The organism is Vibrio salinus (assembly GCF_021272385.1).
GTDB classification, from domain to species: Bacteria; Pseudomonadota; Gammaproteobacteria; order Enterobacterales; family Vibrionaceae; genus Vibrio; species Vibrio salinus.
Genome location: NZ_JAJSDZ010000009.1, coordinates 153684 through 169652, shown reverse-complemented (window position 1 = coordinate 169652; position 15969 = coordinate 153684). Strand labels below are relative to the sequence as shown.

14 protein-coding genes are annotated in these 15969 nt (G+C 43.9%); 6 read left to right on the top strand and 8 right to left on the bottom strand.

The features are described 5' to 3' along the window. Window positions 1-29: 29 nt before the first annotated feature. Window positions 30-1856 carry a glutathione-regulated potassium-efflux system protein KefB gene (kefB, locus tag LRQ06_RS08815; protein ID WP_232765998.1) on the bottom strand — a complete coding sequence of 609 codons (1827 nt, stop codon included), beginning with the start codon at window positions 1854-1856 and terminating at the stop codon, window positions 30-32. Between the two features lies 1 nt (window position 1857). Then, window positions 1858-2430, bottom strand: a complete 573-nt coding sequence (kefG, locus tag LRQ06_RS08810; RefSeq protein WP_232765997.1) for a glutathione-regulated potassium-efflux system ancillary protein KefG — start codon at window positions 2428-2430, stop codon at window positions 1858-1860. 131 nt (window positions 2431-2561) lie between these two features. Between kefG and LRQ06_RS08805 the strand changes: the two genes are divergently transcribed. The 6 genes from LRQ06_RS08805 (at window position 2562) to crp (ending at window position 8087) form a co-directional block, all read left to right on the top strand. Next, window positions 2562-4478, top strand: a complete 1917-nt coding sequence (locus tag LRQ06_RS08805; RefSeq protein WP_232765996.1) for an ABC transporter ATP-binding protein — start codon at window positions 2562-2564, stop codon at window positions 4476-4478. Continuing rightward, on the top strand, window positions 4475-4963 hold the full coding sequence (locus LRQ06_RS08800; protein ID WP_232765995.1) for a TIGR02444 family protein: 489 nt from the start codon (window positions 4475-4477) through the stop codon (window positions 4961-4963). Before LRQ06_RS08805 ends, LRQ06_RS08800 begins: the two co-directional genes overlap by 4 nt. Before the next feature lie 17 nt (window positions 4964-4980). Then, on the top strand, window positions 4981-5958 hold the full coding sequence (locus tag LRQ06_RS08795) for a hydrolase (protein WP_373054826.1): 978 nt from the start codon (window positions 4981-4983) through the stop codon (window positions 5956-5958). A 39-nt stretch (window positions 5959-5997) separates the two neighbouring features. Continuing rightward, a complete protein-coding gene (locus LRQ06_RS08790; protein WP_232765993.1) occupies window positions 5998-6204 on the top strand; it encodes a YheU family protein in 207 nt (68 codons plus the stop codon). A gap of 97 nt (window positions 6205-6301) precedes the next feature. Next, window positions 6302-7171 carry a phosphoribulokinase gene (locus LRQ06_RS08785; protein ID WP_232765992.1) on the top strand — a complete coding sequence of 290 codons (870 nt, stop codon included), beginning with the start codon at window positions 6302-6304 and terminating at the stop codon, window positions 7169-7171. A gap of 283 nt (window positions 7172-7454) precedes the next feature. After that, window positions 7455-8087 carry a cAMP-activated global transcriptional regulator CRP gene (gene crp, locus LRQ06_RS08780; protein WP_077314098.1) on the top strand — a complete coding sequence of 211 codons (633 nt, stop codon included), beginning with the start codon at window positions 7455-7457 and terminating at the stop codon, window positions 8085-8087. A gap of 97 nt (window positions 8088-8184) precedes the next feature. On the opposite strand, the gene LRQ06_RS08775 is transcribed toward crp, so the two are convergent. The 6 genes from LRQ06_RS08775 to LRQ06_RS08750 form a co-directional block, all read right to left on the bottom strand. Then, window positions 8185-8976: a DUF1338 domain-containing protein gene (locus LRQ06_RS08775; RefSeq protein WP_232765991.1), complete on the bottom strand. Its 792-nt coding sequence runs from the start codon at window positions 8974-8976 to the stop codon at window positions 8185-8187. A 22-nt stretch (window positions 8977-8998) separates the two neighbouring features. Next, window positions 8999-10468: a succinylglutamate-semialdehyde dehydrogenase gene (gene astD, locus LRQ06_RS08770; RefSeq protein ID WP_232765990.1), complete on the bottom strand. Its 1470-nt coding sequence runs from the start codon at window positions 10466-10468 to the stop codon at window positions 8999-9001. Between the two features lie 9 nt (window positions 10469-10477). Beyond that, complete coding sequence (astA, locus tag LRQ06_RS08765; protein WP_232765989.1) at window positions 10478-11509, bottom strand: arginine N-succinyltransferase; 1032 nt, start codon at window positions 11507-11509, stop codon at window positions 10478-10480. Window positions 11510-11569: 60 nt separating this feature from the next. Next, window positions 11570-12784 (bottom strand): aspartate aminotransferase family protein, encoded by a 1215-nt coding sequence (locus LRQ06_RS08760; protein WP_232765988.1) that lies wholly within the window; start codon window positions 12782-12784, stop codon window positions 11570-11572. A 311-nt stretch (window positions 12785-13095) separates the two neighbouring features. Next, the gene (locus tag LRQ06_RS08755; RefSeq protein ID WP_232767121.1) at window positions 13096-13674 is read right to left on the bottom strand and encodes an aminodeoxychorismate/anthranilate synthase component II; all 579 of its coding nucleotides are present in this window, start codon (window positions 13672-13674) and stop codon (window positions 13096-13098) included. 182 nt (window positions 13675-13856) lie between these two features. Beyond that, entirely contained in the window at window positions 13857-15746 is a 1890-nt protein-coding gene (locus LRQ06_RS08750) for a methyl-accepting chemotaxis protein (protein WP_232765987.1), read from the bottom strand. Window positions 15747-15969 lie beyond the last annotated feature (223 nt).

The window sequence follows — 15969 nt, the reverse complement described above, 5'->3', positions numbered from 1 at the left end:
TTCTTCTGTTCTAAAAAAGCCAGATAAGATTAATTTTCATTTGACTTTGTGCTTTCCGGCTTATCCCAAAATTCGTCTGCCTGTCTGTCCCGATCCATTTCCCGTCCGAAAATTTCCTCCAGTTCCTGGCGCACCTCTTTTGCCCGTAGCGTCAATTGCTTCTCTTCGGTGTGCATAGGCAACAGCTCTTTCAGCATCGTATTATCGATACGACGAAAATGCGATTCAGCGCGCTTCGCTTCATAAGGATGCATTCCCAATTCAATCAGAGTCTGACGGCCTAAATCAAGAGCCCCCAAAAAAGTTTCCCTCGAATACTGGCTGACGCCCTGATTTAGCAACTGATAGGCTTCAATCCGGCTTCGGGCACGAGCCAATACTTTAAGATGCGGAAAATGCTCTTTACATATCTGCACTATTTTCATCACTTCATCCGGCGAATCCGTACACACAACAATAGCTTCAGCGTCATCGGCACCCGCCACCCGGAGCAGTTCAATATTTGTCGCATCGCCATAATAAACATGATACCCGTATTTTCTCAGTAATTTGATCTGACTGGCATCGCTTTCCAAAATGGTTACTTTGATTTTATTGGCATACATCAGACGCCCGACAATTTGACCAAAACGGCCGAAACCCGCAATAATAACTTTTGGTTTGGTGTTTTCAATGTCCATCGGTAAATCATCACTGGTTGCATTCAATCCTAAAGCAAACCACCGTTTCTGAAGAGATAACAGCAATGGCGTTGTCATCATTGAAATGCTGACAACCACCAATAAAAAGGAAGATTGCTGACTTTGAATCAATCCCAACCCCTCAGCAGCCGTAAAAAGAACAAAAGCGAATTCCCCACCCTGACTTAAAATAACGGCAATTGAACTGCGGGCCTTAAGCCTGATACCGGAAAAACGGGCCAGCAGATATAAGATGCCACCTTTAATACAAACCAGTAAAAAAACCGAGCCCAGAACCGCAAAAGGTTGATCCAACAATAATCCCAGATCCACCGCCATTCCGACAGCAATAAAAAATAATCCCAGCAATAATCCTTTAAACGGCTCAACCGCAATTTCCAATTCATGGCGGAACTCACTTTCTGCCAGTAAAACCCCCGCTAAAAAGGTTCCAAGAGCCATAGAAAGCCCGAGAGACTGCATTAACAGAGCAATCCCAATTACTAGTAATAAAGAGGCAACTGTAAAAAGCTCACGAACTTTACTCATGACAATATAACGAAACAAAGGGTTAAGAAGATATTTTCCCCCTAACAGTAATCCGGCAATACCACAAAGCATCCATATAGCGTCTACCCAGCTTCCGGAGGTTTTCCCCGCCAGAACCGGAAGAATGGCAAGCATAGGAATAACAGCAATATCCTGAAACAACAAAATAGCGAAGCCGGAATTCCCGGTTTCACTCCGTTCCAGTTTCTGCTCTTCGATAACACGTAAAGCAATGGCGGTAGAAGACAGCGCCAGCCCCATACCAACCACCAGACTGCTTTGCCATGACAATCCGCATAAATGAACTAAAGAAAAGAGCAGAGAAGCCGTTACCACAACCTGCGCCCCACCAAGACCAATAATCGGTCCTCTCATTTTCCATAGCTTCTTTATGTTAAGTTCCAGGCCGATCAAAAATAACAACATCACCACGCCAAACTCGGCAAAATGTAGTATTTCATCAACATCATTGATCAACCCAAGTCCCCATGGGCCAATGATCACACCGGCAATCAGGTAGCCCAACACAGATCCTAACCCCGCCCGCTGCGCAATAGGTACGGCAATGGCCGCCGAGGTCAGAAAAATAGCTCCGCTTTCAAGAAATTCAGAGGTAAATGCCGCCATATTAAATCTCCCAATCGGTATCAAAAGGCGCATTCAGCCATTCACGGTAATACTGAGCATGTTGCAATCGCTCAATGTCCGTGACATTCCTTGCCCAGTACAACACAAGAGGTTCAATCCAGTGCATGCAACATAATGCAGCCGTTAATTCAAAAGGCTGAAGAATATCTTCAAGAGGGTATTTATTATAGCCGGAGCTTTCAAACGCCTCTTTCTTACCGCCAGCTGTAATCACACTGCGCCAGACTTTGCCTTTCAGAGCCGAATGAGAACCAAACGCAAAACCTTTGGCTAACACACGATCCAACCACTCTTTTAATAAAGCCGGACAGGAATACATATAAAGGGGATGTTGGAAAACAATGATATCGTGCTTAAGTAACAGCGCTTGCTCGGATGCAACGTCGATAAAAAAGTCAGGATAGGAAGCATAAAGATCGTGAACAGTGACATGTTTTATTGTCTGAATTTCTTTAATCAACAACTGATTCGCCACAGAGTTATCAGGCTCTGGGTGAGCATAGATAATTAAAATTCTCGGTCGGTAGTCTAAGTCTTTCAAATTTTTGTCCATGCCAAAGCGACTCCTTTCGCGAGTAAAGCTGTGCTATTATTCATCATAACGTAAATTGGTGAATGATCGACATTTATCCCAAATCCCCCTAATATTTCTCTCGACTCACTTATCAGATAACAAAAAATTTTATGATTACCTTTTCAGATATTCAGTTATTGCGCGGCGGAAAGCCTCTTTTAGACAATGCCTCAGCAACCATTCATCCCGGCGATAAAGTGGGTTTAGTGGGCAAAAACGGCTGTGGAAAATCCACCCTTTTTGCACTAATAAAAAATGAATTAATCCTTGATGCCGGAAACTTTAACCTCCCGTCTAACTGGGAAATGGCCTGGGTTGCACAGGAAACGCCAGCCATACACCGACAAGCCATTGACTACGTTATCGATGGTGACCGGGAATTTCGCGATCTTGAGAGACAGCTGGCAGAAGCCGAGGAAAAAGAACAGGGAACACGCATTGCTGACCTGCATGGAAAAATCGAAACCGTTGGCGGTTATACCATTCGTTCTCGGGCAGCCAGTTTGCTTGACGGACTGGGATTTCGTCAGGACCAAATGACCTGGAATCTGACCGACTTTTCCGGTGGATGGCGAATGCGCCTCAATCTGGCTCAGGCGTTGATATGCCGTTCTGATCTTCTGCTGCTTGATGAACCGACCAACCACCTGGATCTGGATGCGGTTATGTGGCTGGAACGCTGGTTACAAAGCTATCCGGGCACACTGGTTCTGATTTCACATGACCGGGATTTTTTAGACCCAATAGTCAATCGCATTATCCATATCGAAAACCACCAGCTAAACGAATATACCGGCAACTATTCATCCTTTGAAAAACAACGGGCAGAAAAAATGATACTGCAACAGGCCATGTATCAGAAACAGCAAAAGCAAATGGCTCACATGCAAAGCTATATTGATCGCTTCCGGTATAAAGCATCAAAAGCCCGTCAGGCACAAAGCCGGATCAAAGCATTGGAAAAGATAGAAAAAGTACTGCCAGCTCAGTTTGATAACCCTTTCAGCTTTGAGTTTCGGGAGCCTTCGGCGTTACCCAACCCTATTATCATGATGGAGGAAGTCAGTGCCGGCTACGGTGATGTCACCATTCTGGAAAAAATCCGGCTTAATCTGGTTCCCGGAAGCCGAATCGGCTTACTGGGCAGAAACGGCGCCGGGAAATCAACACTGATCAAATTGCTGTCAGGAGAACTGACCCCGAATCATGGCACCCTGACCTATTCTCAGGGAGTCAAAATTGGCTATTTTGCCCAGCACCAGTTAGAAACCCTGCACCCGGAAGAAACGCCGCTGCAACACATGATGCAGATAGCTCCGGATCAAACCGAGCAGCAACTTCGTGATTATTTAGGCAGCTTCGGTTTCCGGGGTGATAAAGCACTGGAAAACGTCGCCCCATTCTCGGGCGGGGAAAAAGCCCGTCTGGTTCTGGCTTTAATCGTATGGCAGAAACCGAATCTGCTCCTTTTAGACGAACCGACCAACCACCTCGACTTAGACATGCGTCAGGCGCTGACTCTGGCACTGCAAACTTTTGAAGGTGCAATGGTTATCGTTAGCCATGATCGTTACTTGCTCCGGGCAACAGCGGACGATCTTTATCTGGTTCACAATAAGCAGGCCGAGCCCTTCAATGGTGATCTCAACGATTACTATAAATGGTTAACCGATCAGCAAAAGGCCGAGCGGAAAGAATCCCAGCCGGATACCAAAACCCCGGCCAACAGCGCTGCCGCCAAAAAAGAACAAAAAAGACGGGAAGCCGACTTCAGGAAACAAACGGCTCCGCTTCGTAAGGAACTGGAAAGACTGGAAAAAGAAATAGACCGCCTCAACGTCACGTTACATAACGCAGAACACGAATTGTCTGACAGTCACCTTTATGATGCCGAAAATAAGGCTAAACTTAATCAGGTACTGACTGCTCAGGCGTCAGCGAAATCGGCCCTGGAAAATGTTGAGTGTCTATGGATGGAAAAACAGGAAGAGCTCGAAATAATGGAGCAGGAATTCAATAGCCTATGAGTGAAGAGCACGCGGATTTATCATTGACATTAGAACATTTATGGCAGTTCAGCCTGCGCTATTACAGCGTCAGGGAAGTCAAAGAAGCGTGCCTGTCTCTGCAAAACCGATTTAACGGCAATGTGAATCTGTTGCTGGCTCTGAAATGGCTGGATGAGCAAAACATCACGTTTGAAGACAGCGAATGGCATTTGTTGTCAGACTGTCTTCACCGCACCGATGTCTTACTGCATGATTTCCGTCAGCTCAGACGCCAGTTAAAAACAACGGTACCGGATATTATTTACCGGCAATCGTTAGAATTTGAACTATTGCTGGAAAAACAGCAACAGTCAGACTTAGTCGACTGCATCCATCATCTAAACATCCGTAAATCGACGCCGGATCATTCCCGTCTGACAACGCGGTACTGCATGCAGCTGACGGCGGATGGATTAACTGATATATTTTCCCGCCCAATCCCGGAAAACAGTCCAAAAACATGAATCTCTCTGAGTTACCGATTCCTGCTTTTCAATCAGCACAACATTACAGCAATACTCACATTCAGACGGTGCTTCCTAAACTTCTTCGCCGCACCCCCTTATTTTCGCCTTTCTGGCAAACGTTGCCTCTTCCTGATAATGATTTTCTGGATATTGCCTGGAGCGAAGCCCCACATCGGACCACCAGCACCACCCGCCCCATATTTATTCTGTTTCATGGATTAGAAGGGCATTTTTCCAGCCCTTACGCGAATGGATTAATGCATGCTTTCTCAAAACAGGGATGGCTATCCGTCATGATGCACTTCAGAGGATGCAGCGGCCGATCCAACAACTATGCACGAGCCTACCACTCCGGACAAATACAGGATACCCGCTTTTTTATCGAATCCATTCACAACCGCTTTCCTGAAAATCCCAAAGTTGCTGTGGGCGTTTCTCTTGGCGGTAACATGCTGGCGAATTATCTCAGTCAATATGAAAACGATACATTCCTTAATGGCGCTGCTATTATTTCAGCCCCATTTGAACTGTCATCCTGCTCAAACCGGGTCAACAGAGGGGTTTCAAAAATTTATCAAAACTATCTACTGCACTCGCTAAAACGAAATGCCTTAAACAAAGCCGACTTAATTCATCAGGCTCTGAAACTATCCAAACCTCAAATCAAAGCAATCAAAACACTCAGAGAGTTTGATAACCTGCTGACAGCGCCATTGCACCACTTCAAAGATGCCGAAGATTATTACCATCAATGCTCTGCTATCAGCAAGATCCACAATATCCGGATTCCCAGCCTGATTATTCATTCTAAAGACGACCCGTTTATGGACAGTCAGGTTGTTCTATCCTCACCGCTCCCAGAACATATTCACTACTATCTGACAGAACACGGTGGCCATGTCGGTTTTGTGGAAAAACACAATGGTAAACTCAATCTTTGGCTTGAACGTAGCTTGCCGCTATACTTTGACAGTCTACTCAACAAAGGTTAAATCAACCATACAACCGCCGGTTACTTAGGAAGTCGTATTATGAACATCCCATGGGAACAGATCGATCCGGATACTTTGGATAATTTAATAAAAGAATTCGTTCTCCGTGAAGGAACGGATTATGGTGAACATGAAATACCGGTTGATGAAAAAGTTGAGCAGGTGAAACAACAACTAAAATCAGGCAAGGCGGTCATCGTTTATTCCGAGCTGCATGAATCGATTGATATTCAGCAAAAAAACTAGATGTCATACAAATGAGATAGTGAACAATGACTTATGTACCGTACCTGTTATATAGTAACTTTTCGTTAGTTGTATTCCGTTAAGACAAGGGAATGTCATGTCAGCAAAACATCCCATTATAGCTGTAACCGGGTCATCCGGAGCAGGAACCACCACAACCTCCGAAGCATTCCGAAAAATGTTCAACATGATGCGAATCAAACCGGCGTTAGTGGAAGGAGACAGTTTCCACCGGTTTACCCGCCCGGAAATGGATGTGGAAATCCGTAAGGCCAGAGAACAGGGTCGTCATATCAGTTACTTTGGCCCTCAGGCAAATGATTTTGTTGCCCTTTCTGAATTTTTCAGAGAATACGGCCGTTCCGGCACCGGAAAAATCCGTCGGTATCTGCACACATTTGATGAAGCGGTCCCCTATAATCAGATGCCCGGTACATTCACGCCCTGGCAGGATTTACCCGATGATTCTCAGGTATTGTTTTATGAAGGATTACATGGCGCAGTCGTTGATGGCGAAGTTAATGTTGCCCAGCACGTAGATTTCATTATTGGTATGGTACCGATTGTGAACCTTGAGTGGATTCAGAAATACGTACGGGATACCCGGGATAGAGGTCATTCCCGGGAGGCGGTGATGGACTCTATCGTTCGCTCCATGGATGATTACCTGAATTACATTACGCCACAATTTTCCCGAACTCACATTAACTTTCAGAGGGTTCCGACCGTTGATACTTCCAATCCTCTGAATGCCAAAGGCATACCCAGTCTGGATGAAAGTTTTGTTGTAATACGCTTACGCGGGATTAAAAATGTTGATTTTCCTTATTTGCTGGCAATGATTGATGGCTCTTTTATGTCTCGCCACAATACCATCGTAGTTCCCGGGGGAAAAATGAGCTTTGCAATGGAGTTAATTGTCAGGCCGTTATTACAGCAACTGATTGAATGTGGAAAAATTGGATAACTGCTTATTTGACAAACGGAAATAAACGATAAATAGTTATATAGAACACTATTCTTTTAAATTAGTTGTTATAGCGTGACGATGTGCACATTTTTGCTTACAAAATTACCGAAGTCACACGATTAAAATCAAGAAATTAAGACAAAAAAAGGATACTATCTATTAGCGATACAGAACTTAGCTTGCTGGTTCAGTTAATAGCTTTTATTCTAAGTGTTCAACATTTAGCTTGGCTACAATATGGAAAACAGCAAGCGTACCCTGCAGAGGAAGAGAGATTATTATGGTTCTAGGTAAACCTCAAACCGACCCGACATTAGAGTGGTTTCTTTCACACTGTCATATTCATAAATACCCTTCTAAAAGCACGCTGATTCATGCCGGTGAGAAAGCAGAAACTCTTTACTACATTGTCAAAGGGTCTGTTGCTGTCTTAATCAAAGATGAAGAAGGTAAAGAAATGATTCTTTCTTACCTTAATCAAGGCGATTTCATCGGTGAACTTGGCTTATTTGAAGAAGGCCAGGAACGTACCGCATGGGTTCGGGCAAAATCACCTTGCGAAGTAGCGGAAATTTCATTCAAGAAATTCCGTCAGCTGATTCAGGTTAATCCGGATATTCTGATGAGACTATCTGGTCAGATGGCAAGTCGCCTTCAGGTTACCAGCCAGAAAGTTGGTGATCTGGCATTCTTAGATGTGACCGGCCGTATTGCACAAACATTGTTAAATCTTGCAAAACAACCCGATGCCATGACCCACCCGGACGGAATGCAAATTAAGATTACCCGTCAGGAAATTGGTCAGATCGTTGGCTGTTCCCGCGAAACAGTAGGCCGTATTCTGAAGATGCTTGAAGAGCAGAACTTAATCTCAGCTCACGGTAAAACGATTGTAGTATACGGAACCCGTTAATCACTACAATAAGTAGCTTTTAATACCCAAACGTCATCCTAGTGGATGGCGTTTTTTATTATTTCACGTCAACAGTTCTCCGTTAGTTCTAAACAAACTAACGGTAAGTACTTTCAAAAATTTTATCCGCAGAGGCCGCAATAAAACCGGAATACAACTGACCACCTTCAGTCTTATAACGCTTCGCAAACTCATAAAAACCACCTGGGACATAAAGCTCGCCTTCAATAAATGATACCCCGACCTTATCAGCCATTGTCGATGATTGCTCCAACAACTCCCCCGGTGTCCCTTTGACTTCACCACCGGCGTCATTCATTTTAAACCCTTCACGTTTCAGAAAGTTATTCACCTCACTCACTTCATCAAACCGATTAAGCTGGTTAACACTCACTGTGAAATGATTGGCACCGTACCCGTGAGCGGCCACCCAGGCTCCATACTCGGTTTCTTTCGCCAGCTTCTGGTACTGCTCAATACTGACATTCCACATTCTTCCTTTGGCCAGAAACAATGGATCGGATAGCTTCGCTTCATCTATCTGAGCCATAAAAGAATGAATAATACGTTGAGCGGAAAAGGAACATTGATCCACCAACAGTTCACTGATAAAAACTTTAGGTAACATCTCATCAGGATGCTCAAAATGCTGAGCCCTCAATTTTTTTTTCTCAAACTGATAGTCACCACCGACATAATATCCGATGTCCAGAAAGGATTTAGCCAGCGTATCAAGGCTTACTGGAGATAAGTTAAACGTTCTTAATGCAATGTGATCGTTAATCAACGGAGTATTTTCTTCCAGCAAATCATGAACTTTTAATGCTGAAGGACATAAACGATTTACATAGTCATACCATAATGCATTGAATAAGGTTGCTGGTGTCATAATCGGCTCCTTAACGCAGCGCTTAAGATTGGAAAAAACCAAGGCCGGGGGACAGGATCTCCGGAAGTATCACTGACCGACTGGCCATGGAAGCCATTGGATAAGCACAATAATCGGCAGCATAAAAAGCACCTGGTCTGAAATTTCCGGAAGCACCCGGCCCGCCAAATGGTGCACTGCCACTTGCCCCGGTCAATGGCCGGTTCCGGTTTACAATACCTGCCCGGATATAATCCAGAAACAGTTCCCATTCCTGATCCGATTCAGAAATCAGCCCGGCGGCAAGGCCAAAACGGGTGTTATTAGCCATTTCAATGGCATGCAAAAGCTTATCGTATCGAATTACCTGTAACAAAGGGCCGAAATATTCCTCATCCGGTAACATCGCAATATCCGTAACATCAATTAATGCCGGAGAAAAGAAAGCGAAATCTCCTCTTTTTCCTAACACCAGAGCTTTACCACCAATGGATAACAAATGTTTCTGAGCCTGCTCCAGCTGATCCGCCGCATTTTCTGATATCAGCGCCCCCATAAATGGTTGTGGACTGGCAAACGGTTCATCAATGACAATGCGCTGAATAGCATCACAAAGCCGTTCTATCAACTCATCGCCATATTCGCTGTCAGGAACAAACAGACGTCTTGCGCAGGTACAACGTTGCCCACCACTGACAAACGCTGACTGAATAATTTGATAAGTAATGGCCTCCATCGCTTTGCCACTATGTTCAGACACTATTAAAGGGTTATTTCCTCCCATTTCCAATGCCAGCATTTTTTCCGGACATCCCCCGAACTGTTGATGAATTAAATGACCGGTATCCGCACTGCCGGTAAACAAAAGACCATCAATATCTCTGGCCTGAGACAAGGCCATACCAGTGTTCTTTCCTCCCTGAACGAGATTGATCACGCCCTCCGGAACACCAGCCAAATGCCAGAGTTTTATCATTAGCTCACCGCTGTAAGGTGTGAGTTCCGATGGTTTAAAAACGATAGTATTCCCGGCCAGCAGAGCTGGAACAATATGGCCGTTTGGTAAATGGCAGGGAAAATTATAAGCTCCGAACACTGCCATCACACCAATTGGACGGTGACTCAATGTTACCTGAACACCATTATTCTCATGATTTTTTTGTCCGGTTCTCTGATGATAAGCATCTACAGATAACGCGATTTTCCCGGCAACAGAAGCGGCTTCCGTTTTTGCTTCCCAAAGTGGCTTTCCGGTTTCTTCTGCTATAACACCGGCAAGTTCATCACTATGTTCTTTCACTATCTCAGCGAACCGGGAAATAATGGCGGCGCGCTTTTCATATGGAACTTTTTTCCAAATAACAAAAGCGTTACGTGCCGCACTCACGGCTTCTTCTACCTGTTCTGTCGTTGCACACCCACCTTTCCATACCAACTGCCGGGAATAAGGTGCTAACGAGGTGAACGACTCACCGTCTCCGTCCAGCCATTTACCCGAAATGTATAACGACATGTTGTCTCCCTAGCCAGCCTGAACCAGCACCCGAACCAAATCACCATCCTGAACCAAAAGAGCATCCGCTGCCTCCTGTGTTACCACTATATAGCCCGCATCCAGATCATAATCACTGTCTACCAGTACCGCCCGAAAGAATTCAAAAGACGTATTGGCAACAAATAACGGAGATTTCTTTTTCTGATGACTATCTGAAATATAGACCTTAAGCAAATAAGAATGACGAACGGATTCAATATTCTTCAAATCACATTCAACGGTGGGACCTGCATCAAAAATGTCAACGTAATTACGGCAGGTAAAGCCTTCTTTCTCCAGTAATACCAACGCAGGCTTGGTAAACTCATGAACTTCACCAATGACAGCCTGAGCCTCTTCACTCAGAAGGTTTACATAAATCGGCATTTTAGGCATAAGATCAGCAATAAATCCTTTATTGCCAATCCCGCTTAAATAATCGGCCAGCGTAAAATCAATATCGAAAAAATGCTTCTGTAACCACTTCCAGAATGGTGAATTCCCATTCTCATCCGACACGCCCCTCATTTCAGCAATCACCGTTTCAGCAAACCGTTCAGGGTGCTGTGCAAGCATGAGCAAACGGCATTTTGACAGAAAACGGCCATTCAGACCTTCACGGTAATCCGGTTGAAGAAACAGAGTACAAAGTTCGCTACAACCGGTATAGTTATTATCTAAGGTAAGAAGCTTAACCACTTTGTTAACGCCCAGGCGTTGAGAAGTGTGGACATGAGTACTTATATGATAAGAATAAAAAGGCTTATCCCATCCCACGGCCGCCTCAATAGCCGTCGTACCCACAATCTGATCCGTTTTTGAGTCAACAGCAACCATCAGATACCCTTCATCATCCGGAGCAGTCACATTCTGCTTTGCAAAACTGCATTCCGAATGTTGAATACGACGGGTAAGCAATTCTTCATTGACGGGAAGAGAGGTAAATCCATGGCCGGAATCTATTGCACAACGGTGAAGGGCAGCAAAATCAGACATGGTAATGGGACGAACAACCAACATAGACGGATCCTCCCTTAGAAAAAGCCGGAGAGATTTTCCCTCCGGTTTTATCGGATAAATTTATGCGACAAATTCAGCGATCGCTTTCTCAAGCCGGGCAAATCCTTCCTGAATGTCTTCCTTACTGATGACAAGAGATGGAGTAAAACGAACGACATTAGCACCGGCAACTAAAACAAGCAGACCTTGTTTACCTGCTGCAACAAGAATGTCGCGGGCCTTACCCTCATATTTTTCACTCATCACAGCACCAAGCAACAAACCCTTACCGCGAATCTCACTGAAAACATGGTACTTTTCATTAAGTCTAGTCAAGCATTCCCGGAAAATCGATTCTCTTTCCTTAATTCCATCAAGTACGGATGGTTTACTGATTTCACCAATCACTGCCTCTGCAACGGCACAGGCTAACGGATTACCGCCATAAGTCGATCCGTGTACACCAACTTTAAAGTGTTGTGCAAGCTTAGTAGTTGTCAGCATAGCGCCAATGGGAATACCACCACCCAAAGATTTAGCCGTGCTCAGAATATCAGGAGTAATCCCCAGTCCCTGATAGGCATAAAAGTCCCCGGTACGGCCATTACCCGTCTGAACTTCATCAAAAATTAATAACGCATTATGTTTATCACAAAGCTCCCGGACCGTTTTAGCGAATTCATCGGTTGGTGTAATAATTCCGCCTTCCCCCTGCAAGGGTTCCATCATAACTGCACAGGTTTTATCTGAAATATGTGCTTTCAGCGCTTCAACATCATTATAAGGCAAATGGGTAATATCGCCGGGTTTTGGCCCAAAGCCATCAGAGTAACTAGCCTGACCACCGACACTCACCGTAAAGAAAGTCCTGCCATGGAATCCCTGATAAAAAGCAATCACTTCTGTTTTCTCGTTGCCATAATTGTCAGCCGCCCAGCGACGAGCCAGTTTTAAAGCCGCTTCGTTGGCTTCAGCTCCGGAGTTCGCAAAAAACACTTTCTCGGCAAAACTCAACTCGGTTAACTTTTTGGCTAAACGCAGTGCAGGCTCATTTGTCATCACATTACTCAGGTGCCAGATCTTATTCGCCTGTTTTGTCAAAGCATCCACCATAACAGGATGACAGTGTCCAAGACAGCTTACGGCAATGCCCCCGGCAAAATCGATATATTCATTTCCACCCTGATCCCATAGCCTGGACCCCTGCCCTTTAACCGGGATCATTTCCATCGGGCTATAGCAAGGAACCATTACGTCATCAAATAAGCTACGTTCTACTGATTGATCCGTCGACATTACTCTCTCCTTCCCGTTGAATTATTCATATTCGTTTTATATTCTTTCTTCATTGCCATTACATTTATCATCGAATATAAATATCAATATGTACAGGCATGAAATTAAACGAATATTTTACGCTTAGTCATATTTGCTTTTCCTAATCATCGGTTTCCGGAAGGAAAAACATAGACCATCATACTCTACATGATTATTTATGCATTAAAAATGCTATTTTATTAAGTATTTTTTCAGAAAAATTTTAAAATAATCTATAATTTTAAAATAAAACTGCACTATAAAGCGAAACAAGCAAAAAGAATAAAAAGTCATCTGGACAAAAAATTAGCCAGTAATTCATGTCCCTGTTCTGTTTTTATTGATTCCGGATGAAACTGAACCGCATCCAAGGGTAGCCGTTTATGCTGAAATCCCATGATTTCGTCCAGGGTTCCATCCTCCTTTTCAGTCCAGGCGGTAATATTAAAGCAATCAGGCAAAGTATCGGGAGCCACGACCAGAGAATGGTAACGGGTCACGGTTAATGGATTTTTTAACCCTTTGAACAAGCCTTCATTCGTATGAACAACCGGAGATGTTTTCCCATGCATGACTTGTCTGGCCCGAACCACACTGGCACCAAACGACTGAGCGATGGACTGATGCCCGAGACAGACCCCCAAAATAGGCATCTTACCGGAAAAATATTTAATCGCCTCAAGCGAAATACCCGCTTCATTGGGTGTACATGGACCGGGGGAAATAACAAGGTGAGAAGGCTTTAGCTGTTCAATGCCGGTGATATCAATGTCATCATTTCGAATTACCGTCACCCTGACATTCAGTTCACAAAAGTACTGATAAAGGTTGTAGGTAAAAGAATCATAATTATCAATAATTAACAACATAAGAACAGCAAAGCCACTAAAAAACAAAAACAATATTCTGCCTTACTCCGGTTAGCAACATCAACAGAAAAGGCAAAAGAAATCACAGCTCCGGCTTCATATAGCCATTCGTTACCAGCCATAAAATAAAGGGAGAACGCCGTTAACCGCTCTCCCTTTATAATAGCCCTTAAGAACTGAAGTTATACGCGAAATTTTTTCACCACATCTCTCAGGCTATTCGCCATTTCATTGAGCTCTTCAGCAGTATGAACATTCTCCTGAACATCACTTACGGTGTTGGCAGCCAGATCATTCACACTGACCACATTTTCATTAATGTCAGCAGCAACACTGGATTGTTCCTCAGCAGCGGTTGCTATCTGATTATTCATATCTTTGATGATACTAATTTTCTGTTCAATCTGTTCCAGCGCATAACTGGCCTCAGCAGACTTCTCTAACGTTTTTTCAGCACTGGAAGTACTCTTATTCATCAACGTCACAGAATGCGATGCTTTTTCCTGAAGCGCTTCAATCATAGACTGAATTTCGTTCGTGCTGTTCTGCGTTTTAGTTGCCAGGGTCCGGACTTCATCCGCGACTACTGCAAATCCACGCCCATGTTCACCAGCCCTTGCCGCTTCAATCGCCGCATTTAAAGCCAACAGATTCGTCTGATCCGCAATGCCATGAATCACATCCAGGATACTACCGACATTTTCAGTTTCCGCTTTCACACTGGATATTTCTTCTTCAACATTACCAATATCGCTAACCAGGTGAGAAATTTCCTGATTCATCTGACTCACAACGTCCAATCCCTGCTGTGAGGAATCATTGGCATCATCAGACGAATTGGATGCTTCAACCGCATTTTTAGCGACTTCGGCAACAGTTGCTGCCATTTCATTCATCGCCGTTGCGACCTGCTCCAGCTGCATCATCTGCTCTTTCGACGATCCGTCAACTTTAAAAGACGAATCGCCTAACTGGCTAGAAACATGCAGCAATTGTTCGGTTAAGACATTAATGTTTGAAATAATTTCTTTAAACTGAGTGCCCATCACTAACGTGGAACGGTAAACACCAATGCTTTTTTCATCCAATGCTGGAATATCCGATAAATCACCACTGGCAATCCGGTTAACCAGTTTTTCAATTTCAACCGGTTCTCCCCCAATGGGTTTGTACATCAATGTTGTGATCAAGTAATACACCACGGCAATCCCCAGAATGATAAAAATCAAACCGGATATCATATTGTTTTTCACTGTGGCGACAGACGTTGCATTAATATCATCCCAGGAAGCCCAGGCCCATACAGTCCAATCAAGCGATGGTATTTTAGTTGAAAGAACATCAAACTCCCCTTTCCCGGGCACATCATAGGTATGCTCACTTTTCTTCTCTGTGGCATACTGGCGGTAAGAAGGATGAAGTTCAAACAGGTTCTTACCAACCAAATCAGAAGAGCTGGCAGCCATCAGGAAACCATCTTTACGGGCAACAAAAACGTTCCGTTTTTCTGATAATCCATTGATATAGTCAGTGATATCACTCATTTTTAAACTTAAACAGATAACCGCAATGACCTTACCATTTTCTTTAAATGGCACTCCCATCACCATTGTCAGATCCCCGGTGGTCGCCAGAAATGGCTTGGTGACGATCCGATCATTACCGGCCATTCCTTCCATGTACCACTCACGCTGTTTTTGCTTAGCATTAAATCCCGGAATGACGCCATGGTTAGCTGCATCATAAGTTGTACCATCGGAAAAACCGATGAAAAAATTCAACACATTCATTCGTTTTTTATGGCTGACAAGATAGTTTATGACTTTCTCATTAATCACAATTTTCCCCTGCTCTGCATCCAAAGCAGAAGACAAACTCTCTAACGCCGTGAAATAACTGTTCACTTTTCCTTCAACGGCTTTAGCAACAAGAGAAGATTCATCAGCGAGATTATGCCGAAAAGCATATGTCGAAGATTTATGAATCTGGTTGTACCCTAAAACAGATAAAACGGCCACAATTAATACGATAAGTGCACCAGTAGACAATAATAGTTGATTTCTTGCACTCATAATTTCCTCTATCAATGAATGAACGCCAAATTATTATATCCTTGTTCAGCATTAAGGTGCATTCCTGACCATCTATAAATTATTGTTAATTTTCTTAATAAGCTGGCAGAAATCAAAGAAACTGAAAAAACTTAAACACAAGGGTGCATATAGCACCATACATTCACCTGAGTGAACAAAAAGAAAATACCGGAATGGCGCTTTAGGATAGAAATTTGACAGG

Bases quoted from the DNA above. Each gene is read 5' to 3' on its own strand.
- kefB (WP_232765998.1), bottom strand. From the start codon at position 1,856: ATGGCGGCATTTACCTCTGAATTTCTTGAAAGCGGAGCTATTTTTCTG.
- kefG (WP_232765997.1), bottom strand. From the start codon at position 2,430: ATGGACAAAAATTTGAAAGACTTAGACTACCGACCGAGAATTTTAATT.
- LRQ06_RS08805 (WP_232765996.1), top strand. From the start codon at position 2,562: ATGATTACCTTTTCAGATATTCAGTTATTGCGCGGCGGAAAGCCTCTT.
- LRQ06_RS08800 (WP_232765995.1), top strand. From the start codon at position 4,475: ATGAGTGAAGAGCACGCGGATTTATCATTGACATTAGAACATTTATGG.
- LRQ06_RS08790 (WP_232765993.1), top strand. From the start codon at position 5,998: ATGAACATCCCATGGGAACAGATCGATCCGGATACTTTGGATAATTTA.
- LRQ06_RS08785 (WP_232765992.1), top strand. From the start codon at position 6,302: ATGTCAGCAAAACATCCCATTATAGCTGTAACCGGGTCATCCGGAGCA.
- crp (WP_077314098.1), top strand. From the start codon at position 7,455: ATGGTTCTAGGTAAACCTCAAACCGACCCGACATTAGAGTGGTTTCTT.
- LRQ06_RS08775 (WP_232765991.1), bottom strand. From the start codon at position 8,976: ATGACACCAGCAACCTTATTCAATGCATTATGGTATGACTATGTAAAT.
- astD (WP_232765990.1), bottom strand. From the start codon at position 10,468: ATGTCGTTATACATTTCGGGTAAATGGCTGGACGGAGACGGTGAGTCG.
- astA (WP_232765989.1), bottom strand. From the start codon at position 11,509: ATGTTGGTTGTTCGTCCCATTACCATGTCTGATTTTGCTGCCCTTCAC.
- LRQ06_RS08760 (WP_232765988.1), bottom strand. From the start codon at position 12,784: ATGTCGACGGATCAATCAGTAGAACGTAGCTTATTTGATGACGTAATG.
- LRQ06_RS08755 (WP_232767121.1), bottom strand. From the start codon at position 13,674: ATGTTGTTAATTATTGATAATTATGATTCTTTTACCTACAACCTTTAT.
- LRQ06_RS08750 (WP_232765987.1), bottom strand. From the start codon at position 15,746: ATGAGTGCAAGAAATCAACTATTATTGTCTACTGGTGCACTTATCGTA.